The following is a 17,715-nucleotide window of genomic DNA, read 5'->3' as shown; positions in this document are numbered from 1 at the left end:
ATTCCGTCGGCTGACCGCCACCCCGTAGGTTCTTCTCCCCACCCAACCGTCCCCGCCCCAACCTTCCAGCGCCCCGGAGGCACACCGATGCGACAGTTCACCGCCGTCGTCAACCCGACCGCGGGCGGCTCGACCGGGGCGGCGACGCTGCTCCAGGTGGCCCGGCTGCTGCGCGAGGCAGGTGCCACGCTGGACACCGAGTACAGCCAGAGCCTTGCCCACGCGCAGGAACTCGCCCGCCGGGCCGGGGAGCGGGGCCGTGTGGTGCTGGCGGTCGGCGGCGACGGCATCGTCGGCGGCATCGGCGGCGCGCTCAGCGGCACCGACACCGTCTTCGGCCTCGTCCCCGCCGGCCGCGGCAACGACTTCGCGCGGGCGCTGGAGCTGCCGCACGAGCCCGAGGCCCTCGCCCGCATCCTGCTGCACGCAGAGCCGCGGCGCGTCGACACCATCGAGGTGGAATCGGCGGTCCACCAGCGCACGGTGGTCCTGGGCAGCGTCTACGCCGGCGTCGACGCGCTGGCCAACAAGCACGCCAACCAGGCGCGGCTGCTGCGCGGTTCCGCCTCCTACTACGCGGGCGGCCTGCGCGCGGTGACCAGCTGGCGCCCGGCGGACTACCGCATCACCCTCGACGGCGAGGAGCACGAGCACCGCGGCTATACGGTGGTCGCCGCCAACTCCCCTTATTACGGCTCCGGCCGCCTCATCGCCCCCGCCGCCCGGGTCGACGACGGCCTGCTCGACATCGTCATGATCCGCGAGGCACCCAGGCACCTCTTCTTCACGCTCATGAACGAGCTCAAGACGGGCGCCCATGTGCACCGCCCGGAAGTCCGCGTCCTGCGCGGCCGGGAACTGCGCATCGAGGCCTCCCGCCCCGTCCCGTACGGCGCCGACGGCGAAGTGGACGCCACCCTGCCGGTGACGGTGCGGGTACGGCCGGGCGACCTTGCGATGCTGTACTGACCCGAAGGCGGAAATTTCGGTTTCCGCTTCGGAGCCGACGCGGACAACGACTTCACCGGTGGCGACTCCGGGTCGGCCAAGGCTCAGGCTCCGATCGAGAAGCACTTCGCCGAGCGGCAAGGGGACACGCCGACCCTCGCGATCAAGGCGGAGAATGGGATCGACGACCCCACCGCTCGGCAGAAGATCGAGAAGGTCATCGCCGGCCTGGACGCCCGTACGACTGGCACTGGCCGGTGTGGTCCTCGCCGCGCCGGCCATGGCCCGCTCCCGTCGCGCCGTCGCCTGCCCCGGTCTCACGAACGACGACGGCAACGACGACCAGTGTGCTCTCGACCACGACGGCGGCTCCGCCTGGCTGACGCTCTCCGTCACACACGGCACGGGCGGCCCGATGCCGGGGCTGCACCCGAGGCCCTTCGACCTCGTGCCCACCGGATACGACAGCAACCTGCTGTTCCGCGACCCGGTCTGGGGCTGGCAGGCCAACCAGGGGAAGACCGACCCCGACGGCTACTACTTCAAGCAGTGCGCCGGGCCCGAGCCCTGCACCGACCAGGCCATCGACGAGGACCGTATCGGCTGGGACCTGTTCGAGATCTTCGGCCTCTGCGGCGGTGATCCGCCCACCGGCCACCGCAACTGGTTCCCCACGCTCCTCGGGCAGCCCAGGACCACCAAAGCGACCGTGACCTGCACGGACGCGGACCGGCACACCTGCACATGGTCGGTGCCGCCGCCACCGGGGATCGGTACGTACAAGGTGACCATGACCGCGACCGACCGCGCCGGCAACAAGGAGACGGCCGGCAACGGCATCCACATCACCGTCGGCCGGCTGCTCCTGTAGCCGGCGGCTCTGCCCCCGCCGTGTAGGCGGGGGCATTTCATCTGCTGATCAGGGGCGCCGCGTCAGGAGTGCGGCGTCCCGCGCAGGGTGTGGAAGAAGGCCCGGATGTCGCCGGTCAGCAGGTCAGGTTCCTCCATCGCGGCGAAGTGGCCGCCCCGGTCGAACTCCGTCCAACGGACGATGTTGTAGGTGCGTTCGGCGATGTGGCGCAGGGCGATGAAGTTCTCCTCCGGGAACACGGCCAGCGCGGTCGGCGTCGTCGACGGCTCGGGCGGGGCACCCCAGTACGCCGCGTGGGCGCGCTCGTAGTAGATGCGCGCGGAGGAACCGGCGGTCCCGGTCAGCCAGTACAGCATCACGTTGGTCAGCAGATGGTCGCGGTCGACGGCCTCCTCGGGGCTGTCGCAGGAGTCCGTCCATTCCTTGAACTTCTCGGCGATCCAGGCGAGTTGCCCGACCGGTGAGTCGGTGAGCGCGTAGGCGAGGGTCTGCGGACGGGTGGACTGGAGGTCGGCGTAGCCCTGCTTGTCGCGCAGCCACGCCCGCGTCCGTTCCCAGGAGGCCCGGGTGCGCTCCCGCTCCGCGGGGCTGAGCGCGGCGAGTTCCTCCTCGGTCGGTTCGGCCGATGCCCCGGCGCCGGGGATCAGGTTCACGTGGACGCCGATGACCTGCTCCGGGCGGATGCGGCCGAGTTCGATGGAGACGGCCGAGCCCCAGTCGCCGCCCTGGACTCCGTAGCGGTCGTAGCCCAGGCGGCGCATCAGCTCGGCGAAGGCGGCGGCGACGCGGCGGTACTCCCAGCCGGTCTCGCGGGTGGGGCCGGAGAAACCGAAGCCGGGGATGCTCGGCAGGACCAGGTGGAAGGCGTCCGCGGGGTCGGCGCCGTGGGCCCGGGGGTCGGTGAGCGGCCCGACGATCCGCTCGAACTCGACGATCGAGCCGGGCCAGCCGTGCGTGACGATCAGCGGTGTGGCATCCGGTTCGGGGGAGCGGATGTGCGCGAAGTGGATGTCCGCGCCGTCGATCGTGGTGATGAACTGAGGCCACTCGTTGAGCCGTGCCTCCGCGGCCCGCCAGTCGTACTCGTGGCGCCAGTACTGCGCGAGTTCCTTCAGGTAGTTCAGCGGGATGCCGTAGTCCCAGCCGACACCTGGCAGTTCGTCCGGCCAGCGGGTGCGGTCGAGGCGGTGGTACAGGTCTTCCAGCTCGCTGTCGGGGATCTGGATGTGGAAGGGCCGGAGGCTGTCGTCAGGCGTTGTCGTCACATCGGCGCAGCTTAGATGTCCAGGCCCGATCCCGGATCAGGTGAGGCTGAGGTCGTCCGCGTAGACGGCGCCCTGGCCGTACCAGCCGTGGACGTACACCGTGACCGTGCCCGAGGCACCCGTGGTGGAGGGCACCGTCAGCTTCGACAGAGCGAGCCCCGCGGAGGCGGCCAGGGTGGCCACGCCGGTCAGCAGGGCGCGTATGGATCTCAGACGTGTCATCGGGTACTCCCGGATAGCGAACGGCAGGAGATCGAGCGGGGTTTCGCATGTGAGCCCGGCCCGGGCTATTGGTCTGGATCAGGCGCCGGTCAAGGTGTCGGGCAGTCTTTTGCGCGTTCGTGGGGGAGTGGGTCAAGCGCCGGTGCGCCTGGGGTGACGCTCTGTTCGGCCTCCTGGGCCGGACGCCGGCGGCAGGCAGTCCCTGGCTAGGCCGGTTCGCTCGGCTCGTCAGGTGGCATGACGATGCGTCGGGTGATGCCGTTCCGGGAAGGTGCGGCCTCGGGCAGCGCAGGCGCGCCCTCGGGGCGTAGTCCGTGGAGGTAGACGGCGAGATGGCGGGCCGCGAAGGCCGCGCTCGCCTCGGGCGGCAGGTGCGGCATCGGGCGGCAGGCCATGGCAGCCGCGATGACCAGGTCCTCCGCGGTCACGTCCGCCCGCAGGACACCGGTGGCCCTGCCGTCCGCGAGGAGCTGCTCGGCGGCGTCGAGGATGGCGTACTGGAGTTCCTGGACCCGCTCGTCGCGCACGGTGGGGCCGCCGAGCATCGGGAGCACGAGGCGTTCGCGCTGCTCGACGATGCGCCGGAAGAAGCGCGCCAACGCCTGGGCCGGATCGGTTACTTCCTGGCGCGCCGCAGTCAGTGCCGAGAGGCAGATCTCGAAGCTGTCGACCATGACCTGCCGGATCAGCGCGTCCCGGTCGGGGAACCGGCGGTACAGCGTGCCCGGGCCCACTCCGGCGCGGCGTGCGATGTCGTCCAGGGGCACCGCGGTGCCGCGCTCACGGAAGAGTTCGCAGGCCGCGGCGAGGATGCGCTCGCGGTTGCGCTGGGCGTCGGCGCGCAGGGGTGGCTCGGTGGTCATGGGGTGATGCTAGGCGACCTCCAATAACCGGAGAATTTTCTCCGGTAAGCGCGTAGGGTTGGTCAGGCCATCCGGCGTCATGCGACCCGCGAGGAGGACTCACCCATGTCCATTCACCGCTTCTTTCTGCTGGAGCCCGGAGAGACCCGGCCGACCCGGGTCCCGTTGCCGCCCGGCCTCGGTGTCAAGGTCGGTACCGCCGACAGCGACGGCCGGCTGTCCGCCATGGAGAACCAGTTGGACATCGACATCCCGCCCCATGTGCACGAGCGGACAGACGAGTTCGTCTATGTGCTGGAGGGGGAGATGGAACTCGACCTCGGGGGCGAGACCCACCGGCTGACGGCCGGCGTGTGCGCACTGCTGCCGCGCGGCGTCCCGCACGCCCTGCGCAACCGCTCCCAGCCCCCGGCCCGGGCCCTGCAGGTCTCCACACCGGGTGGCTGGGACCAGTTCGTGGGAGACCTCTTCGCGGCCGGACCCGCCATCAGGACCGCCGACGGCGCGATGGACCTGGAGAAGGTGAACGTGATCGGCGAGAAGTACGGCATGCGCTACACCAAGGGCACACTGGTCGTCGACTGACCGGTCGAAGGTTGTCGAGGGGGTGTCGAGCGGTTGGTGACGGCGATGACGAGTGCGGCTGTACGTATCCGTCGCGTTGTCGAGTTTGTCGAGACGTCTTCCCGTCACGAGCCACCATCAGGCCGAACCCGCGCTGCAGCCTCCCCTGGCCCGGCACGTGTCACGGCACGCCCGGCGCGCCCTCCCACCTGCCTCACGGGTAGCGGGGCGCAGCACGAGCACCACACGAGTGTGGCCGGATCCGTCATCTGACGCGTGTGCGAGCACGGCGATACTCAGGTCTGGGCAATCCGCCCCAATTCCTATGTCCGGAGGCCATCCATGCCCCAGACCCACGTGTCCCACACCGCCGTGCTCGAAGCCTGGCTGTCGGGCGCCGAGAGCGCGTTCGGCCAGTCCAATCCGGCCGGGCCTCTGTACGTCGGCGGCAGCGCCGCCGAGGCCGCGCTCACCGACCCGAGCGACTCCCTCTACGGCTTCTGCTCCAGCCCGTCCGGTTCGCGCGGCAGTTGGTGCTGCTGACCGTCTCTCCGCCGGAACGCGCTTCCTGAGTGCGCTCCGGCGGAGAGCGGAGTGAGGTTCCACGAACAGGGGCGTGAGGGATCGTTTCACCAGCCTGGTGGAACGATCCCTCACGCCCCACCTCAGGCGCCCTGAAGGCGCGACGCGGCGGGACGGGGAAGGTGGACGGTGAGCGGATCAAGGCCGGAGGCGTCGAGTCCGGAGGCATCGGGGCCGGAGACATCAGAGGCGGAGGACAGAGACCAGGCGGACAGAGACCAGGCGGACTGGTTCGCCCAGCCCGTACGGAGCATCGCCCGCCCCTGGCGGGACGAACTGGCCCGGCGGCTCGCCGCCGTGGACGGTCTGGGCCGGGAGGAACGGGATCTGGTGCTGGACGCCGGGCACACGGCCCTGCTCAGGTCCCTGCACGCGAAACTGTCCCGCCTGTTTCTGATCGAACTACACGCGCTGCGCCTGGTCACAGACGGCCGGCCACCGGCCGCGGGCACCGCACCGGACACCGCCACCTGGGCCGCGTACATCGAGCAGGCCGGCCGAGCGGGCTACCTCGACGAACTGGCGGTCCGTTACCCGACCCTCGGCGCGCGCATCGCCTCCGTGGCACGGCTCTCGGTGGCGGCAACGGCAGCCTTCGCGCACCGGCTCGCCGCAGACCGCGCCCTGCTGCACCCCCTGCTGGGGGCGGAGGCGGGGGAGTTGCGCGCCGTCACCTTCGGGGCGGGCGACAGCCACCGGGGCGGACTCACCGTCAGCCGTGTCGACTTCGCCGGCGGCAGCGTCATGTACAAACCCCGGCCGTCCGAGACCGATGTGGCGCTCGGTGGCCTGCTGGACGAGCTGTTCGCGGACTTCCCCGCCGCCCCGGCGCCGCAAGCGCGCATCCGGGTGCCGCGGACGCTGGCGCGTGACGGCTACGGCTGGGCCGAGTTCGTCCGCCACCGCTACTGCGCGGACGACGCCGAACTCGCCGCCTTCTACCGCGGCGTCGGGCACTGGCTGGCCGTCCTCCGCTTCACCGGCGGCACCGACATGCACGCCGAGAACATGATCGCCGCGGGTCCGGTGCCGGTGATCGTGGACGCCGAGACGCTCTTCGACGCCCCCGCACCCTTCCCGCCCAGCAACCAGGGCGACGCGGTGGACGTGGCGGCTGCGGCCATCCGCCGTACTGTGCTGCGCACCGGGTTGCTGCCCGTACGCGGCACCGGTTTCGCGCTCGGCGGCGTCGACATCTCCGGGGTCGGGGCGCTGCCCGGACAGCAGCCGCTGATCCCGAACCCGGTGATCGCGGACGGCGGTACCGCAGCGGCCCGCTTCGAGGTCGACCTGGTGGCCATGCCCGCCGCGGCCAACCACCCCAGCCCCGCCCCGGTGCTGAGCACGTACTGGGACCGCATCCTGGCCGGCTTCCAGGAGATGACCGCGCACCTGCGCCGGCCCGGCCGGGACCCGTACCGGCTGCTGCGCCGCTTCGAAGGCGCCCAGGCACGGCGGATCCTGCGGCCGACTCAGGCGTACGTCGACATCGGCCGGATGCTGTGGCACCCGGCGTCCCTGCACGACGAGCCGGCGGCCGTCGAACGGGCCCGGGACATCCTGCGGCGCAATGCCGAGGTGCTGCCCGGCGCGCCCACCGACCGCGCGGCCATCGACGGCGAGATCGCCGACCTGCTGGCAGGCGACGTACCGATGTTCACCTTCACCGTGGACGCGAGCGCCGTACGGAACACGGTCGAGGACTGGCGCACCGCCGACCTGCCGCTGGAGGAGGCGGTGATCCAGGACGCGCTCGTCGGCGCCTACCTCAACGAGCGCTCGCTGCCCGCGCGTGTGCAGGCAGCCGCCCGCGAGCCGCACGCCCGTGACCGGGAGCGGCGCCGCCGCGACCTGGCCGCGCAGATGGTACGGCGGCTGTGCGACGGGGCGGTTCGCGGCGAGGACGGCACGGTCACCTGGATCAGCCCGGTGTTCACGCCCGCCGGATGGTCCATCAGGGTGCTGCCCGCCGACCTCTACACGGGGCAGGGCGGCGTGGCCCTGACACTCGCGGAGTACGTGACCGAGACACGGAACGGCCGGGCGGACGAAGTACCAGGCGCCGCCGAGACGTTCGAGGGGGCGCTGCGGGTGCTGGTCGCCACCGAGGACCAGACACCGACGCCCTCGGCCGGGGCGTTCAGTGGTGCCGCCTCGCAGGTGTGGACCTGGATGGCGCTGCACCGGGTGCTCGGCGAGGACTGGCTTCTGGAGCGGGCCGCCGAACGGGCCCTGCTGCTCGCGCAGGGCGGGCTGGTCGAGGACGACATCGAGGTGGACCTCCTCAACGGGGCCTGCGGCGCCGTCGTCCCCCTGCTCAACCTGGCCGACGCGACCGGTCAGGACCGCTGGCTCGGTGCCGCCGCCCGTATCGGCCGCCGGCTGACCGGGCTCGCCACGCTCGACGAGAGCGGCGCCCGCTGGACGACCCGCCTCAACCCCGAGGGCATCGGCGGCTTCGCCCACGGCGCCACCGGCATCGGCTGGGCCCTGGCCCGGCTCGCCCTCAGCGACGCGGGCAGCGCCGCCGAACGCCGTGGCTGGCACCACCTCGCAGGGCGGGCCTTCGCCTACCAGGAGTCCCTCTACCGGCCCGAGCACGGCAACTGGCTCGACGTCCGGGTCGGCGCCGAGGACGACTTCTTCACCAGCTGGTGCCACGGCAGCGCAGGGGTCGGCATCGGCATGCTCGACCTCCACCGACGCACCAGCGACCCCGCCCACCTCGACATGGCCCACCGCGCCGCGCGCGCCTGCGCCGCCGAGGGCTTCGGCTGGAGCCACACCCTGTGCCATGGTGACCTGGGCCTCTGGGAGTTCCTCACGTCGATCGGCCACGGCGACCCACGGGACCTGGACGCGGAGATCCTCACCGGCCTCGAACAGCGCGGCCCCGTGGGCGGCCTGGCCCGCGAGGCGTTCTCGCCCAGCCTCATGTCCGGCCTCGCCGGAGTCCTGCACACCCTCCTGCGCATGCATCCCGAGGCCGATCTGCCCAATCCGTTGCTCCTGGACTGACGCTTCCGGCCCACGGCGGCGGGAAGAGCCGCCGTGGCCGAACACCCGAGCCTGCCGTACGACCTCCCCGATCCCGCGGTGCGCTGGACCTGGCTCCCGCGGCCGGCACTGCGTGCCAGGCACGCAGTGCGTGTGGCGCGGAAGCGTCTGACCTGCACCGTCGGCCGCCTCGGTTGCCGGGTGCACGGTGGCACAACCACACTTGTGGTAGAGGCAGGTGATCGGCCATGAGTCCGTCCGCAGACAATCCTCGCGACTCTGACACTCCTCGAGCCTCGCGCTTCACCAGCGCCGGCCGCGTCCAGCGCGCGATGCGCGCCGCCGAGCATGCCTGGGCCGCCGACTCTCCCACCGGGGGCACCGGCCTGCAGGCCCGCCGCTGCGGCGACGTGCTGCGGCCCGCCAATCCGCCGCCCGCGGATCTTCCGGTGGCCATGTGTCTGTCGGGCGGCGGCTTCCGGGCCACCCTGGCCGCGCTCGGCTTCGTCCGGATGCTGGCCGATACCGGGATGCTGACCGGGCTGCGGTACGCATCGTCGGTGTCCGGAGGGTCGATCGCCAACGGGGTACTCGCCACCGCCTGGCCCGAGCTGCAGAAGCGCGGCCTCACCACCACGGCGTTCGACGAACTCGTGTTGAAACCGGTCGTCCACAAGGTCTCGTCGAAGTCGCTGAAGACATCCCTCATCCTGGGCCTGTGGCAGACCCTGGGCCCGATGACCCGCACCGAACTGCTGGCCCGAAGACTCGACGAGTGGTTCTTCGACGGCACGGAACTGGAACAGCTGGATCCGCAGGTCCGCTGGATCTTCAACGCCGCGAACCTGACCACCGGCGTGCGGTTCGGCTTCGAGCGCGACGTGTACGGCGACTACGTGACCGGGCTGGCACCCACCGCAGGCAGAGGGCTGACACTGAGCCGGGCCGTCGCCGCCTCCGCCGCCGTTCCCGGAGCCTTCCCGCCGCTCGTGCTCGACCGAACCCCCTTCCCCTGCGCGGCATATGACCCGGCCCTGCTCGACGGGGGCACCTACGACAACACGGCGACCGAGGCGCTCGACAGCGAGTACTACCGGCCCGACTTCCTGTTCATCCTCAACGCCGGAGGCCTGCTCCACCCCGGCCCGTACGGCCGTGTCCCCATCGTCCGCGACCTGGCCCGGGCGAACTCGCTGCTCTACCGGCAGAGCACGGCCCTGCGGACCCGTGTGATCGACGAACGCTTCCACGCCGGTCTGAAACCGGGCCAGGCCGACGCTCCGGGCACCCGCCACGGAATCCTTGTGGAGCTCGCCACCGACTTCAGCGACGTCGGGAAGCCGGGGCTGAACACCTGGCGCCAGAGGTTCGAGGAGCGCACCGACTGGGGTGGGCGTCATCTGGCGAGCGTGCCGACGGTCTTCGACCGCTTCGACCTCGGTCTGTGCCAGGCGCTGGTGTATCGCGGCTGGTGGCTCGCGGGCGCCGCACTCTCCGCCTTCCACCCCGAGCGCATGCCGAACATCGACTCGCTGGAGCCGCCCCAGCTGTGACACGGGAGGTTCGCTTGCCGTCCGAAGCAGACATCCTGGCCCCGCCCCAACAGATCGCCACAGGCGTGGCCCGGTGGGAGGCAGCGCTCGATCAGGTGATGCCGGCCAAGGCGGCGGGTGCGAATCTGCTGGTCGCGACGTGGAATCTGCGGGCGTTCGCGGATCTGACGAAGGCGTGGGAGACGGGCGCGGGGATGTCACCGAAACGGAACTTCGCCGACCTGCACCTCATCGCCGCCGTCATCCGCCGGTTCGACGTGGTCGCGGTGCAGGAGGTGCACGGCAATCTGCGGGCTCTGCGGCACCTGCTGAAGGTGCTGGGCGACGACTGGGCGTTCATCCTCACCGACGTCACCGCGGGGAAGGCCGGCAACGACGAGCGGCTGGCCTTCCTGTTCGACACACGCCGGGTGAAGCCGTCCGGGCTGGCGTGCGAACTGGTCGTACCGCTCGAAGCAGGCGCGGGCGTGACGGCGCAGGCACTGGACCGGCAGTTCGCCCGTACTCCCTATGCGGTCAGCTTCCTCGCCTCGGACCAGACGTTCACCCTGGTGACCCTGCACGTCGACTTCGGCGGCAAGGCCGTCGACCGGGTCCCCGAACTGAAAGCGATCGCACAGTGGCTGGCCGGCTGGGCCGAGCGGGAGTTCGGCTGGGACCACAACCTCGTCGCCCTGGGCGACTTCAACATCGACCGCGCCGGCGACCCGCTCTTCGACGCGTTCACCTCCACCGGACTGGCCCCCGCACCGCCGCTGGCCGGCCTGCCGCGCACCATCTTCGACAAGCCTGGCGCGGGGCACTTCTACGACCAGATCGCCTGGTTCACCAAGGACGAGCAGGACCGGCCCGTGCTCACGCTGGAGTGCACCGGCGGCGGCCAGGTCGACTTCGTCGGCGAACTGCGAGGCGACCGCACGCTGACGGAACTGTCCTGGCACATCTCCGACCACTACCCGCTGTGGGTCGAATTCGGCATCCCCGCATGACTCGTCCCGCAGTGCCAGGGGCTGATCCCGACCGGTGGTCCGTCTACGTCGAGGCCAGGGCACGGTACGTGCGGACGGGAGGATCCGTCGGCCGGATCCTCCCGGAACGTGGGCTCAGCAGGCCTTAGTTCACGTGGAACGTCAGTTCACGTGGAACGTCGCCTCGACCGGGTAGTGGTCGCTGGGCGCGTTGGTGTCGATCTGGCCGGGGGTCCAGCCGGCCTGCGGGTCGAAGTCAACCGTGACCTCGGACATCGCGGTCGGCGTCGGGCGCCCCGGCGCGTTCAGGTAGCCGATGTAGTCCAGGTCGTCCCGGTAGTCCTTGGGGAAGGTCTCGACACCGGACATGTACTGGCACCAGGCGGCGACGGCACAGTCCATCGTCCGCAGGGTCTGGCCCGGGTCGGTGGCCGGAGTACCGAGCACGCCGTTCGCCGCGGCCTGGGCGTTGGCGTAGTCGCCGCGGGCCTGGTCGCCATAGTACTCCACGTTCATGTCTCCGCCGATCAGCACCGGCGCGCTCGTGCCGGCGATGCCGTTGACCCAGGTGCGGATCTCGTTGAGCTGGGCGAGCCGGGTGGACTGGGTCGTGTCGGTGGAGGTGCCGTCCTCGTCGGCCTGCAGGTGGGTGCCGACCACCCAGCTCTTCACGCCGCCCTTGTCGATCTGCACCAGCGCAGCGCCCTTGTTGGCGTGGTAGTCCCAGGTGCCGTACGTGGAGTTGCTGAAGACGTGGGCGTACTGGGCGGTGATCGGGTACTTGGAGAGGATCAGCGTGCCGCCGTTGATGACGAACCACGAGTTGGAGCAGTCGCCGCTGATGCCGTTCCAGCCGCCGCCGGAGCAGGTCTGGCCGACGACCGGGGTGCGGTAGGGGTAGAGGTCGGCGAGCTTGCTGATGATGTCGGCGGTCGAGCTGTTGTTGAAGTCCTCGTCCAGTACGACCACGTCCGCGTTGTGCTTGCGGATGATGTCCTCGATGACCGGGGTGCGCTGCGCGGCCTTCTCGTTCTGGGTGCTGTCGACGACCGGGGTGGCGAGGTCGACGTTCCAGGCGAACACCGAGAGGTCGGTGCCGGTGGCCGCGCTCGCGGCGGGAGCCGCGAAGCTGCCGGAGCCGAGCAGTGCGGCGAGGGCCGCCGCGGAGGTGAGAGCGGTCGCCGTACGACGGGTGACCATGCGTTCTCCTGGGGGTGAGTCCGGGTGCCCGCTGGATCGGGGGTTGGGAACCAGCGGGGCGCGTACATGACAGCGCTGGACTTTAGTCGGATGCCGGTACGGCTGGGGGAACGTTGACCGATCGGTTCGTGGAGAAAAGGTGTATAGACAAGTTCGGCTCGACGCGGGCTGCTTCCGCCGATGGTCGGCGCCGGCGGCCGGCTTCCAGTGCGCAGCCTGCCGTACCCGCGTCCTCGGTCAGCTGCCCGCGGCGGACTGCGTGAGGAGGCGTCGGAGCCAGCGGGTACGGGCGTTGCGGGCGTCCTCGCTGAGCGCTGCCCGTGGTGCGACGGTGTCGAAGCCGTGGAAGGCGCCGGGCCACACGTGCAGTTCGGCCTGGCCGCCGGCCCGCCAGATCGCATTTGCGTAGGCCACGCCCTCGTCCCTGAAGGTCTCGGCCGACCCGACGTCGATGTAGGCCCAGGGCAGCTGTGAGAGGTCCGTGGCGCGGGCGGGAGCGGCGTACGGAGGCAGGTCCGCCGCACCGTACCGGTCGCCCAACAGCGCCTGCCACGCGGTCGAGTTGGAAGTGCGGTCCCAGAGGTCGACGCCCGCCATCTGCCGGCCGGAGAACGTGTCGTTGCGGTCGTCGAGCATCGGGCACAGCAGCAGTTGCCCGATCGGCCTGGGCCCGCCCCGGTCACGGGCGAGCAGGGCGAGGGCCGCGGCGAGGCCGCCGCCGGCGCTCTTTCCTCCGACGATGATGCGGTCCGTGTCGATACCCAGGGCGGCAGCGTGCCCCGCCGCGCCAACGAGCCCGGCGTAACAGTCCTCCACCGGTTCCGGGTACCGCGCCTGCGGCGCCAGCCGGTACTCGACGGAGATGACGGCCAGCTCCAGCGGGAGAGCCCACTCGCGCAGTAGCCGCGGAAGTACGGACCATGCGTTGCCCGTGATCATTCCGCCGCCGTGCATGTAGTAGAGCAGCGGCAGCGGCCGGGCGATGCCGGAGGGCCGTGCGCACACGAGCGTGACGTCCGGCCCGCCCGCCGGGCCCGGTACGCGTAGCTCCTCCACCTCGAAGCGGCCGTCGGCCCGCAGCTCCCGGACCGTCGGCCTGGGCCGGGCCGCGGCATCCCGCTCCTGCCGGGCCGCAAGGTTCTCGGGGGTGTACGGCTCGCTCGCCTCGTCCCCCAAAGCGGCCAGTGCGACGGCCAGTTCGGGGTCGAAACGGGGCGCGCCCCTGGCTATGTCCATGCGACGCAGTCAATCACCCGCCAAGTGGCGGCCCCAGCCCCCAACACGCGCTGTCACCACACACCCTCGGCCCAAATGAGACGTGGATCACTCTCATGGCTGTCACATCGCAGCGCCGTGCTTTGTCAGTGAGGTGTGACCGCCCGCACCCAGCAGGCCGCCGGTGACTGCCAGCCCGTTCAACAGGGTTGACAAGACTCCCGGCGCCGGAGCAGACGTTGAATCCCCCGACAGCGAAGGCTCCGGCGCCGGGTCCTCCAGCGGTGGCCGGTGGTGTCCCCGGCGCAGGTCCGTAAGCTCCGGGCATGAAACTCTTCAGATCGCGCGGCCGGAACAGCGCCGGACAGACGGCGAGTTCCCCTCTGGCCCAGGCCATAGCCCTGTACCAGGCCGGGCGTTATGCGGAAGCGGAGGCCGAGGCCCGCGCCGTGGCCGCGGCCCGGCCCCGGTTGCGCGACGATCCGTACGCACCGCTGGCGTTGAGCTTGGCCGCGCTCGCGACGCGCGCCCAGGGTCGCTCCGCCGAGGCCCTGGCCGCCTACGACGAACTGCTGCCGGTGTTCGGCCGGATCTTCGGTGCTGAGCACGCGCACACGCTGAAGCTGCGCTCGGACCGCGCCCAGACACTGGGCACGGTCGACCGGCACGCCGAATGCGAGCTGGAGTGCGCCGCCGTGGCCGCGGCCGCGGCCCGCGGCACAGGGCCGGAGATGCTGCTCCTCGCGGCGGCTGCCCGCAACGGACAGATCTACGCCCTGACCGCGCAGGGCCGCCACTCGCAGGCCGAGACGCTCGCCCGCGAGGCCCTCGCCGCCCATCCCGAGCCGGACCGGTTGAACCTCGTCCAGCGGCTCGGACTGGCCCGCAGCCTCAACGGCCAGGCCCGCCACGAGGAGGCTCTCGCCGAGGCCGAGCGCGCCGACGAGCTGCGCCGCAACCTGTCCGAGGAGGTGCGCCACCCGGAGACCGGCGCCGTAGAACTGGCCCTGGCCAACGCCCTGCTGGGCCTGGGCCGCCGTACCGAGGCCCACGCTCGGGCCACAGCCGCCCACGATGCCTGCCTGGCCGCTTTCGGCCCGGACCACTACCGTACGGCCGAGGCCCGGGCGCTGCTCGACCGCATGCACGACGCCTGACCGACGGCACCCCGGAGCCTCAGCGGATGCCCGAGTCGAAGTGGATCACGACCTTGGTGAACCGCCCGCTGGTGACGGTGACGGTCACCGGTTGGGCGATCGGGGTGACCGCGCCGGTGAGGTTGGCGGGGTGGATGGTGTAGGTGCCTGGCGGCAGCGAGATGCGGAAGTGGCCGTCCGCGCCGCTGGTGGTCCCGGTGATCTTCTGTTCGGGATCGCCGCGGGTGATGGTCAGCCGGGCGCTCAGGGGACGGTCCGGGCAGGGGCTGTGCTCGCGGACCACCGGGCAGCCGCCGTCGACCAGGGTACGGCCCTCGATCCCGGAGCCGGACGCGGTCGGCGCTGCGGCTCCGTGAGAGTCCCCGCATCCGGCGGCCGACAGCACGGCGGCCAGCGCCAGGACGGCGAGCGCGGTGCGAAGGGGGCACTTCATACGGGTTGGACTTTCCAAGGTGCGGGTCGGTTTCGCGGGCGAGGCGGCCGGAGGCCGGGCGGAGAGGTTCCCGCCCGGCCCGGGCCCCAAGCCGCGGGTGATGCTAGGAGAACAGGATGTTGTGCGGCTCGGGGTAGGCCCCCGTGGCGCCGCAGTTCCCGCCCTTCATCGCGTAGCCGGCGGCGACCCAGCGGGTCGGGTCGGCCTGGTAGGTGCGGACGGTGAGGTAGTCGCCCCAGCGGGGCAGGCCGGCGTAGGTACAGGTGTTTCCGGCGCCCCACAGGTAGTAGTTGGCGCTGGTGTCGATGGCGTTGGCGGGCTGGGAGTTGATGCCGCTGCCGGGGTAGTAGTGCGTGGTGCCGGTGCCGCCGCCCCAGGCGAACTCCAGGCCCACCCGGCCCAGCGAGTTGGGCGCGAGCGAGGCGAACTGGATGGCGCCCCAGCTGCCCCACAGGTCACCCGAGCCGTTGAGGTTCTTGTCGGACTCGTTGAACCAGACGAACCGGGTGTAGGGGAACGGGTGGCTGCTGTCCTGCTTCGCGTTGAAGGAGAAGCCGATGAGTCCGGCGGTGCGGTAGGCGCCGAGGACGCGGGAGTCGGCGTACTGGCACCAGTTGGTGACCACGCCGTCGGCGCTGGCGCAGTTCTGGCCGCTGTTACGGGTGTAGAAGCCGTACGACGGGACGGTGCGGTCCCACCACGAGTAGTTTCCGGAGTTCTCCGCCCATGCGAACACGCGGAAGGAACTGCCGTTGGTCTGGCCCCAGTTGCTTCCCCAGTACAGGGTGTCGGTGGAGCCGGGTACGAGCTTGAAGGTGAGGTTGTCCGTGCGGGTCAGGTAGTTGTAGCTGAAGCCGCTGCAGGTGCTCATCGGACTCTTCGGCAGCCGCAGTAGTCCGGAACCGCTTCCCCCGGTGCTCGGGAAGAAGTTGGTGGAGATGTTGACGTTGCTGTTGGTGATGGACATGTCGTTGAAGTCCAGCGCCGTGGTGCTCGCCAGACCCATCCAGCCCGGGGTGATGCTCCAGTAGCACCAGCCGGTGTACGCGCCCGGGCCGGAGGCCGAGGCGTTGGCGATCACCAGGTGGTCGCTGAACTGCAGCAGCCAGAACTGCCTGCCGGTCGCCGGGTCGTACTGGGTCACCTGGTCACAGCAGAACCCTGACCCGAACAGCGAGTACGGGTCGAGGTACGACCAGGTCGCGCCGTTGTCGGTGGAACGGGTGGCGTACCAGTTGCCCGTCTGGAAGATGTTGGAGCCGTTGGCGTCGGTGCTCGGCTCCTGGGTCGACGACAGGGAGGAGGCGCCGCCCGATATCCCGGAGGTCGGGATGGCGCTGTCGCGCCCCACGGTGGCGAAGGACCGTACCGAGGACGGCTGGGCGACCGCGGCGCTGAGCGGGGCGTGCTTGGGCTGTTGCCCCGCCTTGCCCTTGTCCATGGTGTCCTCGTCGTACATACGGGCGTTGAGCTGGGCCAGCTCGTCGGCCGTGTACTGCCGCGGCTTGTCGAGGACGGCAGCCGTCACGGAAGCGCCGCCGCTTGCCGCGGCCCGGGCGGCGTTGCCCTGACCGTGGGTGACGGCGGACGCGGGCGTGGACGCGATGCCCGCCAGTCCGAACGACAGGACCATCAGCACAACCGCCCAGACGGACGATCTTCGCCATCTGCCCCCGGCCAGGGACATGCGAATGGAACCGGACATGCTGAACCCCCCTTGAAGATGGGCGAATCGGACGCACGACGGCATCGATCGCCACTCCCCCCACCGGTGCCGGGCAGAGCGCTGCCGCCGCACGCCAGCGAAGGTAGCTGTCCGGGACCGGCCCACCAAGAGCCTGGGGAAAGGAACCCAAAGAGGTCCGAATTCCCTGTCTGTGAAAGGGAACTGAGGTATCACCAGGCCCGCAGGACGGCGGCGGTTGCGACGCCTGGGGGTGGCAACAGCACATAACGGCCAAGTTCTCACCGCACCGCGTTTCGGCTGCCGCTCAGTCGTCCGTGTCCGGATCGGTGGCCAGCGGGACTTTGCCGGCGGATCGTTGCCCGGTCGCCCGCGACGGCGACCTCCTCGGGCTGGAACTGGGTGGTGCGGTCGGCCGCAAGCGTCCGCCAGAAGGCGAGACACGCCTCCCGGCCTTCGTAGCGTTCACCGTCCGGTGCCGGCTGGACCGCCTCCATGATGCAGTCCTCGCCGACCAGATCGTCGAGCGCGTCGGGGTCGTGGTGGACGAACGCGTGGTTGAAGCGTCGATGACAGCGGCGGTCGTACGAGGCGGCATGGGCGACTGCCGGCGGCGGCGCAGGAGCTGACGTACCGCCATGGCGTCGGTGCGGGCGTGGACGCCCTGCTCAAGAGCGCGAACGCGGCCCGTCGGTTCCCTCTACGAGCACTTCGGCGGAAAGGACGGCCTGATCGCAGAGGTCCTGCACCGTAGCGCCGCCGAGGACGAGGCCGGCTATGAGCAGACCATGCGGACGGCGGGCGACGATCCGCCCGAGCGCCTCCTGGCCGTCTTCGACAAGCTCGCCACCGTCGTCACCGAGCCGGACTTCCAAGGCTGCCGGTATCTCGCTGCCGACCTGGCCCTGGCCGACCCCGCCCATCCGGGACACGCCGTCACGCGTGAGTACCGGCAGCGCGTGAGCCGGCTCCTGACGGGCGAGCTGGTCAGGCTCGGCCATCCGCGACCGGCCCACGCCGCCGACCCGCTTCTGCTCCTGATCGACGGAGCCTTGGCGGCCGGAGTCACCCGCCCCGACACCAACCCTGTCGCGTCCGCACGGGAGTTGGCCGAACAGATCCTCGCGCAGGGCGGCAACCAGGACGACCCGGCACGCCCGGCCAGGCTCGCCCCCTGACGGCAGGCCGGCGAA

The 17,715-nt window shown here is 71.0% G+C and carries 16 protein-coding genes and 1 pseudogene; 9 read left to right on the top strand and 8 right to left on the bottom strand.

Annotated features, from left to right (window positions below):
- Positions 1-87 precede the first annotated feature (87 nt).
- A complete protein-coding gene (locus tag ACWD3E_RS08660) occupies positions 88-969 on the top strand; it encodes a YegS/Rv2252/BmrU family lipid kinase (RefSeq protein WP_451386806.1) in 882 nt (293 codons plus the stop codon).
- A gap of 154 nt (positions 970-1,123) precedes the next feature.
- Complete coding sequence (locus ACWD3E_RS08655; RefSeq protein WP_451386805.1) at positions 1,124-1,819, top strand: hypothetical protein; 696 nt, start codon at positions 1,124-1,126, stop codon at positions 1,817-1,819.
- A gap of 62 nt (positions 1,820-1,881) precedes the next feature.
- Here ACWD3E_RS08655 and ACWD3E_RS08650 read toward each other — a convergent pair whose 3' ends face one another.
- The 3 genes from ACWD3E_RS08650 to ACWD3E_RS08640 all read right to left on the bottom strand — a co-directional run bounded on the left by ACWD3E_RS08650 (position 1,882) and on the right by ACWD3E_RS08640 (position 4,169).
- Positions 1,882-3,084 (bottom strand): epoxide hydrolase family protein, encoded by a 1,203-nt coding sequence (locus ACWD3E_RS08650; RefSeq protein ID WP_451386804.1) that lies wholly within the window; start codon positions 3,082-3,084, stop codon positions 1,882-1,884.
- A 36-nt stretch (positions 3,085-3,120) separates the two neighbouring features.
- Complete coding sequence (locus ACWD3E_RS08645; RefSeq protein WP_451387136.1) at positions 3,121-3,306, bottom strand: hypothetical protein; 186 nt, start codon at positions 3,304-3,306, stop codon at positions 3,121-3,123.
- A 206-nt stretch (positions 3,307-3,512) separates the two neighbouring features.
- Positions 3,513-4,169 (bottom strand): TetR/AcrR family transcriptional regulator, encoded by a 657-nt coding sequence (locus tag ACWD3E_RS08640; protein WP_451386803.1) that lies wholly within the window; start codon positions 4,167-4,169, stop codon positions 3,513-3,515.
- 105 nt (positions 4,170-4,274) lie between these two features.
- On the opposite strand from ACWD3E_RS08640, the gene ACWD3E_RS08635 reads away from it, so the two are divergent.
- The 5 genes from ACWD3E_RS08635 to ACWD3E_RS08615 all read left to right on the top strand — a co-directional run bounded on the left by ACWD3E_RS08635 (position 4,275) and on the right by ACWD3E_RS08615 (position 10,854).
- Entirely contained in the window at positions 4,275-4,754 is a 480-nt protein-coding gene (locus tag ACWD3E_RS08635; protein ID WP_451386802.1) for a cupin domain-containing protein, read from the top strand.
- Between the two features lie 321 nt (positions 4,755-5,075).
- Positions 5,076-5,276 carry a DUF6229 family protein gene (locus ACWD3E_RS08630; protein ID WP_451355422.1) on the top strand — a complete coding sequence of 67 codons (201 nt, stop codon included), beginning with the start codon at positions 5,076-5,078 and terminating at the stop codon, positions 5,274-5,276.
- 168 nt (positions 5,277-5,444) lie between these two features.
- Positions 5,445-8,333 (top strand): type 2 lanthipeptide synthetase LanM family protein, encoded by a 2,889-nt coding sequence (locus ACWD3E_RS08625; protein WP_451386801.1) that lies wholly within the window; start codon positions 5,445-5,447, stop codon positions 8,331-8,333.
- A 227-nt stretch (positions 8,334-8,560) separates the two neighbouring features.
- A complete protein-coding gene (locus ACWD3E_RS08620; protein WP_451386800.1) occupies positions 8,561-9,865 on the top strand; it encodes a patatin-like phospholipase family protein in 1,305 nt (434 codons plus the stop codon).
- Positions 9,866-9,879: 14 nt separating this feature from the next.
- A complete protein-coding gene (locus ACWD3E_RS08615) occupies positions 9,880-10,854 on the top strand; it encodes an endonuclease/exonuclease/phosphatase family protein (protein ID WP_451386799.1) in 975 nt (324 codons plus the stop codon).
- Between the two features lie 141 nt (positions 10,855-10,995).
- On the opposite strand, the gene ACWD3E_RS08610 is transcribed toward ACWD3E_RS08615, so the two are convergent.
- Together ACWD3E_RS08610 and ACWD3E_RS08605 are read right to left on the bottom strand one after the other, a co-directional pair.
- The gene (locus ACWD3E_RS08610; RefSeq protein ID WP_451386798.1) at positions 10,996-12,033 is read right to left on the bottom strand and encodes a sphingomyelin phosphodiesterase; all 1,038 of its coding nucleotides are present in this window, start codon (positions 12,031-12,033) and stop codon (positions 10,996-10,998) included.
- A 237-nt stretch (positions 12,034-12,270) separates the two neighbouring features.
- Positions 12,271-13,269, bottom strand: coding sequence for an alpha/beta hydrolase (locus ACWD3E_RS08605; RefSeq protein ID WP_451386797.1), 999 nt, complete (start codon positions 13,267-13,269; stop codon positions 12,271-12,273).
- Between the two features lie 305 nt (positions 13,270-13,574).
- On the opposite strand from ACWD3E_RS08605, the gene ACWD3E_RS08600 reads away from it, so the two are divergent.
- On the top strand, positions 13,575-14,405 hold the full coding sequence (locus ACWD3E_RS08600; RefSeq protein ID WP_451386796.1) for a tetratricopeptide repeat protein: 831 nt from the start codon (positions 13,575-13,577) through the stop codon (positions 14,403-14,405).
- A 19-nt stretch (positions 14,406-14,424) separates the two neighbouring features.
- On the opposite strand, the gene ACWD3E_RS08595 is transcribed toward ACWD3E_RS08600, so the two are convergent.
- The 3 genes and pseudogenes from ACWD3E_RS08595 to ACWD3E_RS08585 all read right to left on the bottom strand — a co-directional run.
- Entirely contained in the window at positions 14,425-14,838 is a 414-nt protein-coding gene (locus tag ACWD3E_RS08595) for a carboxypeptidase-like regulatory domain-containing protein (RefSeq protein WP_451386795.1), read from the bottom strand.
- Between the two features lie 103 nt (positions 14,839-14,941).
- On the bottom strand, positions 14,942-16,543 hold the full coding sequence (locus ACWD3E_RS08590; RefSeq protein ID WP_451386794.1) for a hypothetical protein: 1,602 nt from the start codon (positions 16,541-16,543) through the stop codon (positions 14,942-14,944).
- Between the two features lie 260 nt (positions 16,544-16,803).
- Positions 16,804-17,043 (bottom strand): annotated as a pseudogene (locus ACWD3E_RS08585) (nuclear transport factor 2 family protein); the annotation flags it as partial.
- Between the two features lie 117 nt (positions 17,044-17,160).
- Here ACWD3E_RS08585 and ACWD3E_RS08580 point away from each other — a divergent pair.
- Entirely contained in the window at positions 17,161-17,700 is a 540-nt protein-coding gene (locus tag ACWD3E_RS08580) for a TetR/AcrR family transcriptional regulator (protein ID WP_451386793.1), read from the top strand.
- The last annotated feature ends 15 nt before the right edge of the window (positions 17,701-17,715 follow it).

Source organism: Streptomyces sp. NPDC002676, assembly GCF_053592455.1.
This window is presented reverse-complemented; position numbering and strand designations above follow the sequence as displayed.